Below are 15,993 nucleotides of genomic sequence, written 5' to 3'. Positions count from 1 at the left end.
AAGTCTTGGAAAGGCGCAGCTTACTCGGCTGCTTCTTCCTTCTTCTTGTCGGCCGGGATTTCCTGGCCGGTCGCCTGATCGACAACCTTCATCGACAGGCGGACCTTGCCGCGCTCGTCGAAGCCGAGGAGCTTGACCCAGACCTTCTGGCCTTCCTTGACGACGTCCTGCGTCTTGGCAACGCGCTCGGAAGCGAGCTGCGAGATGTGGACGAGGCCGTCACGAGCGCCGAAGAAGTTGACGAAAGCGCCGAAGTCGGCGGTCTTGACGACCGTGCCTTCGTAGATAACGCCGATTTCCGGCTCGGCAACGATCGAGTGGATCCACTTGCGGGCCGCTTCGATTTCCTTGCCCGAGGACGAGGCGATCTTGACGGTGCCGTCGTCTTCGATGTTGATCTTCGCGCCGGTCTTTTCGACGATTTCGCGGATGACCTTGCCGCCGGAGCCGATGACTTCACGGATCTTGTCGACCGGGATGTTCATGACTTCGATGCGCGGAGCGAATTCGCCGAGCTGGCCACGGCTCTCGGTGATGGCCTTGGCCATTTCGCCGAGGATGTGCTTGCGGCCGCCCTGTGCCTGGCCGAGAGCGACCTTCATGATCTCTTCGGTGATGCCGGCGATCTTGATGTCCATCTGCAGCGAGGTGATGCCGTCAGCGGTACCGGCAACCTTGAAGTCCATGTCGCCGAGGTGGTCTTCGTCGCCGAGGATGTCGGAGAGAACGGCGAAACGGTCACCTTCGAGGATCAGGCCCATGGCGATACCAGCAACCGGCTTGGCAAGCGGAACGCCTGCGTCCATGAGCGCCAGCGAGGTGCCGCAAACGGTTGCCATCGAGGACGAACCATTCGACTCGGTGATCTCGGAGACAACGCGCAGCGTGTAGGGGAACTGTTCAGCCGACGGCAGCATCGGGCGGATAGCGCGCCATGCGAGCTTGCCGTGACCGATTTCGCGGCGGCCCGGGGAGCCCATGCGGCCGGTTTCACCAACAGAGTAGGGCGGGAAGTTGTAGTGGAGCAGGAAGCGCTCCTTGTACATGCCCGTCAGGCTGTCGACATACTGTTCGTCTTCGCCGGTGCCCAGCGTGGCAACGACGATCGCCTGCGTTTCACCGCGGGTGAAGAGAGCAGAACCGTGGGTGCGCGGCAGGAGGCCGACTTCGGAAACGATCGGACGAACGGTTTCGAGGTCACGGCCGTCGATGCGGCTCTTGGTGTCGAGGATGTTCCAGCGAACGATCTTGGCCTGCAGGTGCTTGAAGATCGCGCCGACTTCTTCAGCCGTGTACTTGGCTTCGCCTTCTTCCGGCAGGAAGTGTGCCTTGACCTTCGCCTTGACGGCGTCGACGGCAGCGTAGCGTTCAGCCTTCTGCGTGTTCTTGTAGGCGGTGCGGAGTTCGGCTTCGAAATGCTTCAGCATTTCGCCTTCGAGTTCCGAATAGTCTTCCGGCTGGAAGTCGCGCGGTTCCTTGGCAGCCACTTCGGCGAGCTTGATGATCGCGTCGAGAACCGGCTGGAAGCCCTTGTGGCCGAACATGACGGCGCCGAGCATGATTTCTTCGTTGAGTTCCTTGGCTTCGGATTCAACCATCAGAACGGCGTCATGCGTACCGGCAACGACGAGGTCGAGAACCGACTCGTCCATCTCGTCGAGATGCGGGTTGAGGATGTATTCGCCGTTGATGTAGCCGACGCGAGCGCCGCCGACCGGGCCCATGAAGGGAACGCCGGAGAGCGTCAGGGCTGCGGAGGTCGCAACCATCGACAGGATGTCCGGGTTGTTTTCGAGGTCATGCTGGATGACCGTGACAACGACCTGCGTGTCGTTCTTGTAGCCTTCCGGGAAGAGCGGGCGGATCGGGCGGTCGATCAGGCGGGAAACGAGGGTTTCGTTTTCCGACGGACGGCCTTCGCGCTTGAAGTAGCCGCCGGGGATCTTGCCGGCTGCGTAGGTCTTTTCCTGGTAATTGACGGTGAGCGGGAAGAAATCCTGGCCGGGCTTCGGAGCCTTGGCGGAAACGACGGTCGCGAGAACGACGGTTTCGCCGTAGGTGGCGAGAACGGCGCCGTCAGCCTGACGGGCGATCTTGCCGGTTTCGAGCTTCAGCGGGCGGCCTGCCCACTCGATTTCCACGCTATGGGTATCGAACATATGTCTTGTCCTTCAATGCGGGAACAGGCGCCACGACCCTTTCAAGGCATAGCGCGCGATCGACCGCAATTATGTGACGCATCATGGGCAAGACAACGGGAGGCTTTGCGGCAGCGGCTTTCGAGAAAGCCGGGCCAAGGCTTCGGTACCTTGGCCGGAAAGCATCCGGCAATCCTGCCCCATGACAGGTCAACGGTTGTTTTGGCAAAACCGGCCCATCCGGGTCTGCCTCAGTTCCGCCACGCGAGATATCAAACGGGGCGGGCAGTCTGTGGGGCACCAAGCCCCGAATAAGCAACCGGCGGGCGTCCGAAGAGCCCGCCGGAAAACATTAGCGACGGATACCCAGGCTGGTGATCAGCTTGGTGTAACGGCCTTCGTTCTTCTTCTTGAGGTAGTCGAGAAGCGAACGGCGGCTCGAAACCATCGTCAGCAGGCCACGGCGGGAGTGGTTGTCCTTCTTGTGGCCCTTGAAGTGTTCCGTGAGGTTGTTGATCCGCTCGGTCAGGATAGCAACCTGGACTTCCGGAGAACCGGTGTCGCCTTCGAACGTTGCGTATTCCTTGATCAGGGCGGTCTTGCGCTCAGCAGTAATCGACATCGGATGTTCCTTTCAATGAGAGGAGATAAGGTCGCCAAAAGCCGGGATGTCGTCCAGCTTTGGCCGCGAATTGCATTCAGGCCTGCCTGATGCTGGCGCTGCCTATAAACCATTCAGACAGCGAAGGGAAGAGGCATGACTGGCACGCCTCCTCAAGGCTCCTGTGGCCTCAGCCGAAGACGCGCTTCGGGCGGAATTCGCCCTGGCCGATCTCGCCGATGGCGATCAGCTTGCCGCGCGCCGTCGCATAGGCTTCACTCTCGGTGATCGGCGCATCGCGGCCGCGCACCAGGATCGGGTTGCCCATTTTCAGGCGGTGCGCCTGGTCGTCGTTGACGATGAGATGCGGCAGCGCGGAAAGCGCCTCGCTGGTGTCGATCAGCAGCGCGTCGAGGGCGACCAGACGCTCGTCCTGATCCTCGATCGCTTCGAGGGCGACGAGATCGGCAAGCGGGATCATGCTGTCTTCGGCGAAGGGAGCGACGAAGGTGCGGCGGAGACCCGAGATATGGCCGTAGCAACCGAGTTCGCGGCCGAAATCACGGGCGAGAGCGCGGACATAGGTGCCCTTGCCGCATTCGACTTCGAAATGCGCGGTGCTGGCATCCGGGCAGGAGAGCAGCGTCAGGCGGAAGATCTCGACTTCGCGCGGCGGGATCTCGACGGCCTCGCCCTCACGGGCGAGATCGTAGGCGCGCTCACCGGCAATCTTGATCGCCGAAAACTGCGGCGGAACCTGGCTGATGACGCCGGTATAGCCCGGTAGCAGGGCGCGGATCTGTTCCTCAGACGGACGCTTGTCCGAGCTCTGGGTGACGTCACCCTCGAGATCGTCGGTGGCGCGCTCTTCGCCCCAGGTGACGGTGAATTCGTAGATCTTGCGGCCATCCATGACATAGGGAACGGTCTTGGTGGCGTCGCCAAGCGCGATCGGCAGCATGCCGGAGGCGAGCGGATCGAGCGTACCGGCATGGCCGCATTTCTGCGCCTTGAACAGCCACTTGATCTTGGAGACGGCTTCCGTGGAGCCGAAGTCCACCGGCTTGTCGAGGATCAGCCAGCCGGAAACCGGGCGGCCCTTGGGTTTACGTGGTTTGGACATGTCTTCTTCTGTTATCAGGCGTCAGCGTCGTCATCGAGGTCGCGGCTGACCTCTGGAGAGCGCAGGAGCTCATCGATCTTCTTGTAATTGTCGAAGCTCGTATCGTCGCGGAAGCGGACTTCCGGCATGTATTTCATCTGGCGCAGCTGATTGCTGAGGCGGCCGCGGATGTATTTCGCATTCTTGTTCAGCGCCGCGATCACCTTGTCATGATCGGAGACGCCGAGCGGCGTCACGAAGGCGGTCGCGATCTTCAGATCGGGCGACATGCGCACTTCGGAGATGGAGATCACGGTCTTTTCGATCACGTCGTCGCGGACTTCGCCGCGCTGCAGGACCTGCGTGATCGCAGCACGCACCTGCTCGCCGACGCGCAGCATGCGCTGGGAAGGAGCGGAGGTTGTCGGTCTTGTTGCCATTTTTCTTTGCCTCAAAAGGTTCGGGCGCCGGCCTTACGTGATCCGGCGCCCGTCCATGATACAGGTCCGCGCGATCAGAGCGAGCGGGTGATATGCTCGACGCGGAAGCATTCGATGACATCGCCGGCGCGGATGTCTTCGTAGTTCTCGAAGGCCATACCGCATTCCTGACCGACCGGAACTTCCGATACTTCGTCCTTGAAGCGCTTGAGCGTCTTGAGCTTGCCTTCGTGGATAACAACGTTGTCGCGGATGAGGCGTACGCCTGCACCACGCTCGACCTTGCCTTCCGTGACGCGGCAACCCGCGACTTTGCCGGTCTTGGTGATGTTGAACACCTCAAGGATCTCGGCATTGCCGAGGAAGGTCTCGCGACGTTCCGGCGACAGCAGGCCCGACATCGCTGCCTTCACGTCATCCACCAGATCGTAGATGATGTTGTAGTAGCGGATCTCGATACCACCGCGCTCGGCAGCGGTACGAGCCTGTGCATTGGCACGGACGTTGAAGCCGATGATCGCCGCATCGGAGGACTCGGCAAGCGAGATATCCGACTCGGTGATGGCGCCGGCGCCCGAATGAACGATGCGGGCACGCACTTCGTCGGTACCGAGCTTGTCCAGGGCGCCGATGATGGCTTCGATCGAACCCTGCACGTCACCCTTGATGACCAGCGGGAATTCCTTGTAGCCGGTGTTCTGCAGCTTGCTCATCATCTGTTCGAGCGAACCGCGCTGGCCGGACTGGCGGGCAGCAGCCTTGTCGCGCGCCAGACGCTGGCGGTACTCGGAGATTTCGCGAGCACGGGCTTCGTTTTCGACGACGGCAAACTTGTCGCCTGCAGCCGGCGTGCCGGAAAGACCGAGAACTTCGACCGGGGTCGCCGGACCGGCTTCCTTGACGTGATCGCCCTTGTCGGTGACGAGCGCGCGGACGCGGCCCCACTGATCGCCGGCAACGATGATCTGGCCCGGCTTCAGCGTACCCTTCTGGACGAGAACGGTCGCAACCGCACCACGGCCACGGTCGAGCTGAGCTTCAATGACGGTGCCTTCGGCAGTACGGGTCGGGTCGGCCTTAAGGTCGAGGATTTCGGCCTGCAGCAGGACGGCTTCGAGCAGCTTGTCGAGGTTCGTCTTGTTCTTGGCCGAGACTTCGACGTCGAGCACTTCACCGCCGAGCGATTCCACGAAGACTTCGTGCTGCAGAAGCTGCTGCCGGACGCGGTCCGGCTTGGCTTCGTGCTTGTCGATCTTGTTGATCGCCACGATGATCGGAACACCAGCCGCCTTGGCGTGGTTGATGGACTCGATCGTCTGCGGCATCACGCTGTCGTCGGCCGCGACCACCAGGATCGCGATATCCGTCGCCTGCGCACCGCGGGCACGCATGGCCGTAAAGGCGGCGTGGCCGGGGGTGTCGATGAAGGTGATCTTCTGGCCGTTCTGTTCGACCTGATAGGCACCGATATGCTGGGTGATGCCGCCGGCTTCGCCCGAGACGACGTTTGCCTGACGGATGGCGTCGAGCAGCGACGTCTTGCCGTGGTCGACGTGACCCATGATGGTGACGACAGGCGGACGCGATACCATTTCGCCGGCATCGTCGGCCTTGTCGAAGATGCCTTCTTCGACGTCGGATTCCGAGACGCGCTTGACGGTGTGGCCGAATTCGCTGGCGATGAGTTCTGCGAGGTCGGCGTCGATGACGTCGCCCGGCTTCATCATCTGGCCTTCCTTCATCAGGTACTTGATGACGTCGACGGCGCGTTCAGACATACGCTGCGACAGTTCCTGAATGGTGATGGTTTCGGGCAGGATGACTTCGCGAATGACCTTTTCGCGGGTTTCCTGCATCTGGCTGCGGCGGAACTTTTCCTGACGGCGGCGGGTGGCAGCCATCGAGCGGCCGCGCGAACCTTCGTCGTCAACGCCGGCAGTGCCGATCGTCAGCTTACCGCGACGGCGGTCTTCCTCGCCCTTCGGACGGGTGGTGACGGGCTTTGCTGGTTCCGGGCGGACAACACGGCCGCGTGCCGGAGCACCGCGCGCAGCACCGCCGCGATCATCTTCTTCGCCTTCGCGGCGGCCGCGGGCGGCTGCCGGAGCAGCTGCAGATCCGGGACGCGCAGCGCCAGGTGCCGGTGCGGCATCGGGGCGGCGGGCAGCAGGTGCCGACGGCTGAGCCGCACGGGCCTGAACAGGCTCTGCAGCCGGAGCCGGTGCCGGGGCTTCAACGACCGGAGGTGCCGGCGGACGGGCAGCTTCTTCAGCCGCACGGCGCGCAGCTTCTTCAGCTTCAGCGGCCTGACGGGCAGCTTCTTCGACAGCGCGGCGCTTCTCTTCCTCGACACGGCGAGCCGCGTCTTCAGCTTCGCGAACCTGCGCCATGGCAAGAGCGCGACGGCGCGCGTCCATTTCTTCCGGCGACAGATGGTTCAGCACCACCGGACGCGGACGGTCCTGCTGGCGCGGAGCCTGCTGCTGAGAGCTGGGCTGCTGGATACGGGGTGCCGGTGCCTGCGGCTGCGGACGAGCCTGGACAGGCGCGGGTGCAGGCTCGGCTGCGCGCGGCGCTGCCGGAGCAGGCGCGACCGGACGTTCATCTTCAGGGCGCATCGGGCGCCGCTTGCGGGTCTCGACGACGACCGCTTTGGTGCGACCGCGACCCATATCCTGGCGCACGGTGCCCTGGCTTATCCCCGACGGTTTCAGGGTCAGCGTCTTCTTGCCCGTTGCACCAAGTGTCTTGTCGTCATTGCTATCGGTCATTCGATCCCGTTCCTTCGGACAGGGATCGATGACGTCATCAGACCCTGTCAATCACATAAGTCGATCAATGATGGGCCGGCAGATGCCGGTCGCCCGTATCATTGTTTTTGCCGGCCAGCGCTGCCCGGCGCTCGCGACTGACCGCCATTGCGGTACTGCTCGAGCATCTTTGCGCGCTTCACTACACCCTCACCTGCCTGCCCTGCAAGCACTGCGGCATGGATAAAAGCATTCTGGCCCATCACCCCTTCCATTTCGCTCTCCGAGAAGAGACGGAAGGAAGGTATTTCTTCCTCGGTTTCCATTCCGAGGTGCCAGGCCTTGCGAGCCTGGTCTATCTTTCGCACGCCATCATCGGCCGCTCCGGTCGAATGGAAGACCGCGATCGCCGCGCCAGCGCGGATCGCAGCATCCACTTTCGAGGCGCCGGTGATGAACTGACCGGCCTTGCGGGCCATATTCATCATCTGCATCAGCTGCTGTGCCAGCAGCCGGTCGACGGTTTCGCCGAGATCATCGGCAGCCTTCACGTCGGCCCTCAAAGCGCGGGCGAAGGTCTTCTTCGCCACCGCCTTGTCGACCAGCGAACGGTCGATCTTCACCCAGCATCCCCGGCCCGGAAGCTGACGCTTGAGGTCCGGAATGATGGAGCCATCGGGAGCGGCCACGAAGCGGATCAGCTCATCCGGCGATCCGCTTTCGCGCGTCACGATGCACATGCGGCCGTTCACGTCGTAACCTGCAAGATCATCATCCTCAGGAGAAGTGTCCGGCTGCGCGGTCATTATGCGTCCTGCTCGGCAGCATCGGCCTCAACGGCTTCGGCTTCCTTCGCAAGGTCTTCCTCGGTGATCCAGCCAGCCAGCAGGCGGGCCTGAACGACCATCTGTTCAGCTTCGACGCGCGAAACATCGAACTTCGAGAAGAGACCCTCGAACTTCTTGGTTTCGCCATTCTTGCGCTCGGTCCAGCCGACGAGATCGTCTGCTGCGCAACCGGCGAAGTCCTCGACCGTCTTGATGCCGTCTTCGCCGAGGGCGACCATCATCTGGGCGGTGATGCCGTTGATCTGGCGCAGCTCGTCGGTAACGCCGAGCGCCTTGCGCTTCTCGTCCATCTCGGCTTCGAGCTTTTCGAGATATTCGCGGGCGCGGGTCTGGATTTCCTGCGCGGTATCTTCGTCGAAACCGTCGATTGAGGCGATTTCGTCGAGATCCACATAGGCCAGCTCTTCAACGGCTGCGAAGCCTTCGGACGCCAGGACCTGACCGACCATTTCGTCAACGTCGAGAGCATCCATGAACAGGTTGGTGCGCTCATTGAATTCCTTCTGACGGCGCTCCGACTCTTCGGCTTCCGTCATGATGTCGATGTCCCAGCCGGTCAGCTGCGAGGCCAGACGAACGTTCTGACCGCGGCGGCCGATGGCGAGCGACAGCTGCTCGTCGGGAACGACGACTTCGATGCGCTCTGCATCTTCGTCGAGAACGACCTTGGCGACTTCAGCCGGCTGCAGGGCGTTGACCACGAAGGTCGCCGGATCCTGCGACCACGGAATGATGTCGATCTTTTCGCCCTGGAGCTCACCGACAACGGCCTGAACGCGCGAACCGCGCATACCGACGCAGGCGCCGACCGGATCGATCGAGCTATCGTTCGAGATAACGGCGATCTTGGCGCGCGAACCCGGATCACGGGCAACCGAGCGAACTTGGATGATGCCGTCGTAAATTTCCGGAACTTCCATGGTGAAGAGCTTCACCATGAACTGCGGATGCGTGCGCGACAGGAAGATCTGCGGGCCGCGCTGTTCGCGACGGACATCATATACGTATGCGCGGACGCGATCGCCATAGCGGACGTTTTCGCGCGGGATCATTTCGTCGCGACGGATAATGCCTTCGCCACGGCCGAGATCGACGATAACGTTGCCGTACTCGACGCGCTTGACGGTGCCGTTGACGATTTCGCCGACGCGGTCCTTGAACTCGTCGAACTGGCGGTCACGCTCGGCTTCGCGAACCTTCTGGACGATGACCTGCTTTGCGGACTGCGCCGCGATGCGGCCGAAATCCATCGGTGGCAGCGGATCGGCGATGAAATCGCCAAGGGCTGCGTCCGGGTTGCGGTCGCGGGCCAGTTCCAGCGGGATCTGCGTGGAATAGTCTTCAGCCTTCTCGACGACTTCGAGTAGACGCTGAAGGCGGATTTCGCCGGTCTTCGGGTTGATGTCGGCGCGGATGTTCGATTCCGAACCGTAACGGGAGCGGGCCGCCTTCTGGATCGCGTCGGCCATTGCGGCCAGCACGATTTCGCGGTCGATGACTTTTTCGCGCGCCACTGCATCTGCGATCTGCAGAAGCTCAAGCCGGTTCGCACTGACTGCCATTGTTTTATCTCTCCGTCTTGGCCTTCCGGGTTCCCGTCCCTGGAGCCTGTAGTTGATCGGTTATTCTTGGTCTTCCGCGTCGTTCTGGTTCGCGGCTTCCGCCTTCGCAGCCTTATCGGCGCGAAGGGCGTCGCGGATCAGATCGTCGGTCAGGATAAGCTTGGCGTCAGAAAGGGCCGTGAAGGGGATTTCCACCTTCTGCTCTTCGCCATAAGCAACCTGGTCACGCTCGAGCGTGAAGCCATCTGCATTCGATTCCAGAATCTTGCCGCGGAACCGCTTGCGGTTGCCGATCATGATCGACGTTTCGCACTTCACAAGATGTCCCTGCCAGCGGACGAAATCCGACTTGCGCACCAGAGGGCGGTCGATACCGGCAGACGACACTTCGAGATGATACTCCCGATCGATCGGATCTTCCACATCGAGGACCGGCGAAACGGCCGTGGAGACCTCTTCGCAATCCTCGACGGTCATGGTGCCATCGTTCTTCTCGGCCATGATCTGCAGCGTCGCGCCGTTCTGATTCAGCATGCGGACGCGGATCAGGCGGAAGCCCATGCCGACAAGCACAGGCTCGATGATGTCGGCAAGGCGCTGGTCAAGCCCGGTCTCGGTAATCAGCCGCGGCTCAAGTTCGTTTTCTACGTTTGTCTGGTCCGACAAGCGGTGCGCTCCTCGCAAATTTCAAAGCATTTTGCATGATCGAGCTAATAAAAAAGAGCGGGTCCTTGCGGCCCACTCTTCATCGTACGATCAAGAATTTGAGTGGCATATAGGCCCGTTTTTCCGAAAATGCAAGCTCTGGCGCCAAATGCGCCCCGGATGCAAATCCCTGCCTAGCCTCGGCCTCGCATCGTCATATATTGGGCAGGACGAGAACAAGACAAGCCGGAGCAAATCCGGACGGAGGGGACGTGCCGTCGAATTCTTCCACGCTGGGGCCATTGAAGCATGAAACCTATCGCAGAATCTGGTTTGCGAGCCTTGCGTCGAATTTCGGCGGACTGATCCAGGCCGTCGGCGCCGCCTGGATGATGACGACGATCACCGCCTCCGAGGACATGGTGGCGCTGGTGCAGACATCGACGGCTCTGCCGATCATGCTGTTCTCGCTGATCTCGGGCGCGCTCGCCGACAATTTCGACCGGCGCAGGGTGATGCTGACGGCGCAATGTCTGATGCTCGCCGTTTCGGCCGTGCTGACGGCCTGTGCGCTGATCGGCTGGATCACACCCTGGCTTCTTTTGATCTTCACCTTCCTGATCGGCTGCGGCACGGCCCTCAACAATCCCTCCTGGCAGGCTTCGGTCGGCGACATGGTGCCGCGTGAGGATCTGCCAAATGCAGTGACGCTGAACAGCATGGGCTTCAACATGACCCGCAGCGTCGGCCCGGCGATCGGCGGCGTGATCGTTGCGGCCGCCGGTGCGGCGGCGGCCTTCGCGGTCAATACTGTGAGCTATCTGGCGCTGATCTATGCGCTGAAGCGCTGGAAGCCCGCCCTGCCCGCCTCGACGCTGCCGCGTGAGAGCCTCGGCAGCGCGATCTTCGCCGGGCTCCGCTATATCTCGATGTCGCCGAACCTCGAGAAAGTGCTCGTCCGCGGCTTCATCTTCGGCGTCGGCGCGAGCTCGATTCTGGCGCTGCTGCCGATCGTCGCGATCAATCTCGTCTCCGGCGGCCCGCTCACCTACGGCTTCATGCTCGGTTCTTTCGGCATCGGCGCCATTGGTGGTGGCGCGCTGAACGCGCGGCTGCGCGATGCGCTGAGCAGCGAGACGATCATCCGCTATGCCTTCGCCGGCTTTGCTCTCAGCATGGCGATCACCGCTGCCAGCCCTTTCGCCATCCTCACCTGCGCCGGCCTGCTGATCTCGGGCGGCTGCTGGGTTCTGGCGCTGTCGCTCTTCAACACGATCGTGCAGCTCTCGACGCCGCGCTGGGTCGTCGGCCGGGCGCTGTCGCTCTATCAGACGGTAACCTTCGGCGGCATTGCCGGTGGCAGCTGGCTCTGGGGTATCGCAGCCGACGAGTTCGGCGTTTCCAATGCGCTCTATGGCTCGGCGGCGGTCATGCTCGTCGGCATCGTCATCGGCTTGCGCTTCTCCATGCCGGCCTTTGCGTCGCTCAATCTCGATCCGCTCAACCGCTTCATCGAGCCGGCGCTCGGCCTCGACATCACGCCACGCAGCGGCCCGATCGTCATCCAGATCGACTATATCATCGGCGACGAGGATCTCCCTGAATTCCTGAAGCTGATGGGCGAGAGGCGGCGGATCCGCATTCGCGATGGCGCGCGGGCCTGGGCGCTGATGCGCGATCTCGAAAATCCCGGCATCTGGACGGAGAGCTATCATACGCCGACATGGGTCGAATACATCCGCCACAATCAGCGCCGCACCCAGGCCGATGCCGAGAATACCGATCGGCTGCGGGCGCTGCATCGGGGCACGGAATTGCCGCATGTCCACCGTATGATCGAGCGCCAGGCGATACCGCCATCCGACGACGTCTTCCACAAGCCGCCGATCGACATTCATCACTAGGGAGCGGGCCGATGTTCAGACGAGCAAGGGAAAGCGATCTCCCCGCCATCATTTCGATGCTGGCCGACGATGCGCTCGGAAGCGGCCGGGAGGCAATCTCCGACCCGATCGACGAGCGCTATACCGCAGCCTTCGCCGCCATCGACTCAGACCAGAACCAGCTGCTTGCCGTCGCGGTCGACGATCGCGACAATCCGGTCGGCTGCCTGCAGCTGACCTTCATTCCCGGGCTTTCGCGCACCGGCATGTGGCGCGGGCAGATCGAGAGTGTACGCATCGCCGCGGCGGAACGCGGCAGCGGGCTCGGCACGCGCATCATCGAATGGGCAATCGAGGTCTGCCGCGAGCGCGGATGCAGGCTGGTGCAGCTCACCAGCGACAAGACGCGATGGGATTCGATCCGCTTCTATGAGAAGCTGGGATTCACGGCGAGCCATGAGGGCATGAAGCTCGGTCTCTGAAGACTATTTCAGCTTTCCGATCATCGACGCCTCGGGATAGCAGGTCGGCTTCTCGCCGTTCTTTGCCTGCCACTGGCCGATCGAACGGCGCGTCTTGTAGCCCGGCAGCCCGTCGGAGCCGCCGACATCGTAGCCCTGGCGCTCCAGCGCCTTCTGCATCGCCGCCACATCCGAGCGCAGCATCTTACCGACATCCCCCCAGGCGCCCTGGAAGGCGCCGGAACCATAGGCGATGCGATCGGCGAGATTGCCGATATAGAGCGCGTAGAGGTCGGAGTTGTTGTATTCCTTGATGACGTAGAAGTTCGGCGTGACGATGAATTCCGGGCCGTCGCGGCCGGCCGGTACCAGCATCATGCCATCCGCCTTCAGTTCCGAAGACGGGAAACCCTTGCCGGTGATGCGGTCGATGCCGAGCGAGGCCCAGTGCGACAGCGGCTTGGCGAGGTCGGGACCTTCCTGGGCGCAGGAGACGGCCGCGGGGATCGTCACTTCGAAGCCCCAGTCGCGGTCGCGCTGCCAGCCCTTCTTGACCAGATAGTTGGCTATCGATGCCAGCGTATCCGGCACCGAGGTCCAGATATTGCGATGGCCGTCGCCATCGAAATCGACGGCGTATTTCAGATAGCTCGTCGGCATGAATTGCGGCTGGCCGAGCGCACCGGCCCAGGAGCCCTTGAAGTCCGCAGGGGTCACATCACCGCCGTCGATGATGTGAAGTGCCGCGATCAGCTCGGTGCGGAACATCTCCTTGCGGGTCGACATGAAGGCCTTGGTTGCCAGAACCTGGATCGCGGAGTTGGGGATCTTGGCGGCGCCGAACCCGGTCTCGCGGCCCCAGATGGCGAGGACGATCGAGCCCGGCACGCCATAGGTCTTCTCGATCCGCTTGAGGGTGGAGGCGTATTGCGAGGCGAAGCCGCGGCCGGTCATGGCGAGCTTCTTCAACCGATCCTCGTTGAAATAGGGAGCGGGAGAGGAGAATTCGGCCTGCGTCTGCTTGCGCTCCTTCGGCGGCGGGAAACCGGGCGGCGCCAGATCGGGAAGATCCCAGTTGAGCTCGATACCGGCAAAAGCAGCTTGGAAGGTCTTGGCCGAGATGCCGTTCTTCTCGGCTTCCGGCCGCAGGTCGTTCTGCACCCATTTCTCGAACTGCGCTTCGACGGCGGCCTTGGATGGCGCGGCTTGCGCTGGAAGATGAAACGAGACAGCGAGTGCGGCGGTCAGGATCGAAAGACGCGCAAGGATCTTCAATTCGGACATTCCCCCTCAGATGGCCGTTCGTGCACGAAGTGCCGCCGCCAGCGTTCCCTCATCGAGATAATCAAGCTCGCCGCCGACGGGTACGCCATGGGCGAGACGGGTGATCTTCACCTCGAGCCCGGAGAGCTGGTCGGTTATATAGTGCGCTGTGGTCTGCCCTTCGACGGTGGCGTTGACGGCGATGATCAGCTCGCGGATGCCGCCCTCGCCGACCCGATCGATAAGGCCGCGGATGTTGAGATCATCGGGCCCGACACCATCGAGCGGCGACAGCGTGCCGCCAAGAACATGGTAGGCGGCGTTCATGGCGCCGGCGCGCTCCAGCGCCCAGAGGTCGGACACGTCCTCGACGACGATGATCACCGACTGATCGCGGCGGTCATCGGTGCAGACGGTGCAGGGATCGACAGTATCGACATTGCCGCAGCGAGAGCAGACCTTCACCTTGTCATAGGCATCGCCCATGGCGTGGGAGAGAGGACCGAGAAGCTGGTCCTTCTTCTTGATCAGATGCAGCGCGGCGCGGCGCGCCGAGCGCGGCCCGAGGCCCGGCACCTTCGCCAGAAGCTGGATGAGTTTTTCGATTTCGGGGCCGGTGACTCGCTTTGCCATGCGCCGTTCTTAGCCCATATGTCGTCAAAACGGAATCGCGGAAGGAATGCCGCCGCCATGAAAATACAAGCGGTCTGCACCGGAAGCCCAGAGCGGCTGCCCGGCAAGAAATACAAGACCGGCATCTTCAAGCATGCGGTCGGCGGCGGCGTGATGATCGATGCCGAGGGACTGGTCGGCGACGCGATCTGCAACCGCACCTATCACGGCGGCGTCGATCAGGCCGTCTACATCGAGGGGTCGGAGACACTCGACTGGTGGAGCGACGAGCTCGACAGGGAGATTGCGCCCGGCACCTTCGGGGAGAACCTGGTGATCGACGGGCTCGACAATCGCGACGTTTCGGTCGGCGACAGGTTTATCGCGGGCGATCTTGTTCTGGAGGTCACCTCGGCCCGCATCCCCTGCGCGACCTTCGCCGCGAGGATGGACGATCCGCGCTTCGTCAAGCGCTACACCAAAGCTGGACGGCCGGGCATTTATTGCCGCGTGCTTGCCAATGGGATCGTAGAAGTCGGGATGGCCGTCGAATACCAGCCCTTCGCTGGCGCGAAGGTGACGATGCCCGAAATGATGGAAACGTTCGGCCGAAAGCTGTCGGGCGAAGACCGCCAGCGCTATCTGGCAGCGCCCATCCATTACAAGCTGCGGGCACAGCTGGAGGCTCAGCCGTCAATCAACGGGTAGCGATCGCCATGGCGGCACCGGCCATCGTCGCCGCACTGGCGCGGTTGGCAATCATCACGGCGCGGCGGCTCTTGAGAAAGCTGCGGGCCTTGGCTGCCAGGAACATCCAGGTGAAATCGACGACCGCGAGAACGACGAGCAGCGTCACCACGAGCTCCGCCCAGCCACCGAATGAGACGGCGCGGATATCGATGATCGACGGCAGCAGCGCGATGTAGAACATCATGATCTTCGGATTGCCGAGCGCGATCGCCAGGCCTGTCAGGAACATGCGGCCGCGCGAGCGCGCCTGCGGCAGCTCCTCTTCCTCGACGTCAGGCTTGGCGAACCACATCTTCCAGGCGAGGTAGAGAAGGTAGAGGATACCGAGCCACTTGATGACGACGAAGGCGTGGTAGAAGGTTTCGGCGATCGCCGATAGGCCGGCGATGGCGCAGGTCAGCCAGATGGCATCCCCCGCCCACATGCCGAACAGGAAGGGCAGCACATCGCGCGCGCCCTTCGAGATGACGCGGGCGACGAGGGCCGCAACGCTCGGGCCAGGCGTGCCGGCAGCGATGAAAAGAGCGCCGGCAAAAACCAGCAGCGTCGTCAGCGTCAACATCTCAGGCCTCCTCCGGGCAATCGGCTTCCGATGATCAGAACGGCATCTTGAAGCCGGGCGGGATCGGCAGGCCAGCGGTCAGCGCCTTGGTCTTTTCCGCAGCGACGGCTTCGGCCTTGTCCTTGGCATCCTTGTGGGCGGCAACGATCAGGTCTTCGAGGATTTCAACATCGTCTTCCTTGAAGAGCGACGGATCGATCTTCAGGCTCTGCATCTCGCCCTTGCCGTTCAGGACAACGGTCACGAGGCCGCCGCCTGCCTTGCCTTCGGCCTTGAGCTCGGCGATTTCCGCCTGCATCTGCTCCATCTTGGCCTGCATTTCCTTGACTTTGCCCATCATTCCCATGAGGTCGCGCATCGTCTTGTCCTTCTCTGA

General features: G+C 62.4%; 15 protein-coding genes. 3 read left to right on the top strand and 12 right to left on the bottom strand.

Translation table 11 applies throughout. The annotated features are described in order from the left end of the window. Positions 1–20 precede the first annotated feature (20 nt). From pnp to rimP, 8 genes are all read right to left on the bottom strand, one after another. Complete coding sequence (pnp, locus tag ACODR6_RS13150) at positions 21–2,159, bottom strand: polyribonucleotide nucleotidyltransferase (protein WP_112714200.1); 2,139 nt, start codon at positions 2,157–2,159, stop codon at positions 21–23. A gap of 331 nt (positions 2,160–2,490) precedes the next feature. Then, positions 2,491–2,760 (bottom strand): 30S ribosomal protein S15, encoded by a 270-nt coding sequence (rpsO, locus tag ACODR6_RS13145; RefSeq protein ID WP_026283114.1) that lies wholly within the window; start codon positions 2,758–2,760, stop codon positions 2,491–2,493. Between the two features lie 169 nt (positions 2,761–2,929). Further along, positions 2,930–3,862 carry a tRNA pseudouridine(55) synthase TruB gene (truB, locus tag ACODR6_RS13140; protein WP_489022603.1) on the bottom strand — a complete coding sequence of 311 codons (933 nt, stop codon included), beginning with the start codon at positions 3,860–3,862 and terminating at the stop codon, positions 2,930–2,932. 14 nt (positions 3,863–3,876) lie between these two features. Next, positions 3,877–4,281 carry a 30S ribosome-binding factor RbfA gene (gene rbfA / locus ACODR6_RS13135; protein WP_489022602.1) on the bottom strand — a complete coding sequence of 135 codons (405 nt, stop codon included), beginning with the start codon at positions 4,279–4,281 and terminating at the stop codon, positions 3,877–3,879. Between the two features lie 74 nt (positions 4,282–4,355). Beyond that, a complete protein-coding gene (gene infB / locus ACODR6_RS13130) occupies positions 4,356–7,052 on the bottom strand; it encodes a translation initiation factor IF-2 (RefSeq protein WP_489022601.1) in 2,697 nt (898 codons plus the stop codon). A gap of 98 nt (positions 7,053–7,150) precedes the next feature. Then, on the bottom strand, positions 7,151–7,837 hold the full coding sequence (locus ACODR6_RS13125; RefSeq protein WP_489022600.1) for an RNA-binding protein: 687 nt from the start codon (positions 7,835–7,837) through the stop codon (positions 7,151–7,153). Further along, positions 7,837–9,441: a transcription termination factor NusA gene (gene nusA, locus ACODR6_RS13120; protein ID WP_112714210.1), complete on the bottom strand. Its 1,605-nt coding sequence runs from the start codon at positions 9,439–9,441 to the stop codon at positions 7,837–7,839. Before nusA ends, ACODR6_RS13125 begins: the two co-directional genes overlap by 1 nt. 60 nt (positions 9,442–9,501) lie before the next feature. Beyond that, positions 9,502–10,107, bottom strand: a complete 606-nt coding sequence (rimP, locus tag ACODR6_RS13115) for a ribosome maturation factor RimP (RefSeq protein WP_112714212.1) — start codon at positions 10,105–10,107, stop codon at positions 9,502–9,504. A 251-nt stretch (positions 10,108–10,358) separates the two neighbouring features. Between rimP and ACODR6_RS13110 the strand changes: the two genes are divergently transcribed. Together ACODR6_RS13110 and ACODR6_RS13105 are read left to right on the top strand one after the other, a co-directional pair. Next, on the top strand, positions 10,359–11,990 hold the full coding sequence (locus ACODR6_RS13110; RefSeq protein ID WP_130279391.1) for an MFS transporter: 1,632 nt from the start codon (positions 10,359–10,361) through the stop codon (positions 11,988–11,990). Positions 11,991–12,001: 11 nt separating this feature from the next. Next, complete coding sequence (locus ACODR6_RS13105) at positions 12,002–12,451, top strand: GNAT family N-acetyltransferase (protein ID WP_489022599.1); 450 nt, start codon at positions 12,002–12,004, stop codon at positions 12,449–12,451. A 3-nt stretch (positions 12,452–12,454) separates the two neighbouring features. Here ACODR6_RS13105 and ACODR6_RS13100 read toward each other — a convergent pair whose 3' ends face one another. Together ACODR6_RS13100 and recR are read right to left on the bottom strand one after the other, a co-directional pair. Continuing rightward, complete coding sequence (locus ACODR6_RS13100) at positions 12,455–13,714, bottom strand: lytic murein transglycosylase (RefSeq protein WP_489022598.1); 1,260 nt, start codon at positions 13,712–13,714, stop codon at positions 12,455–12,457. Between the two features lie 6 nt (positions 13,715–13,720). Continuing rightward, on the bottom strand, positions 13,721–14,326 hold the full coding sequence (recR, locus tag ACODR6_RS13095; protein WP_489022597.1) for a recombination mediator RecR: 606 nt from the start codon (positions 14,324–14,326) through the stop codon (positions 13,721–13,723). Positions 14,327–14,383: 57 nt separating this feature from the next. Here recR and ACODR6_RS13090 point away from each other — a divergent pair, with 57 nt between their 5' ends. After that, positions 14,384–15,013: an MOSC domain-containing protein gene (locus tag ACODR6_RS13090; RefSeq protein ID WP_489022596.1), complete on the top strand. Its 630-nt coding sequence runs from the start codon at positions 14,384–14,386 to the stop codon at positions 15,011–15,013. Here ACODR6_RS13090 and ACODR6_RS13085 read toward each other — a convergent pair. Then, positions 15,003–15,614, bottom strand: a complete 612-nt coding sequence (locus ACODR6_RS13085) for a LysE family translocator (protein WP_130279466.1) — start codon at positions 15,612–15,614, stop codon at positions 15,003–15,005. The genes ACODR6_RS13090 and ACODR6_RS13085 overlap by 11 nt on opposite strands. Before the next feature lie 37 nt (positions 15,615–15,651). Then, entirely contained in the window at positions 15,652–15,975 is a 324-nt protein-coding gene (locus ACODR6_RS13080) for a YbaB/EbfC family nucleoid-associated protein (RefSeq protein WP_112714224.1), read from the bottom strand. Positions 15,976–15,993 lie beyond the last annotated feature (18 nt).

This window comes from Rhizobium sp. FG96, from assembly GCF_057808655.1.
The sequence above is the reverse complement of the archived record's forward strand: the minus strand, read 5'-3'. Positions and strand labels throughout refer to the sequence as shown.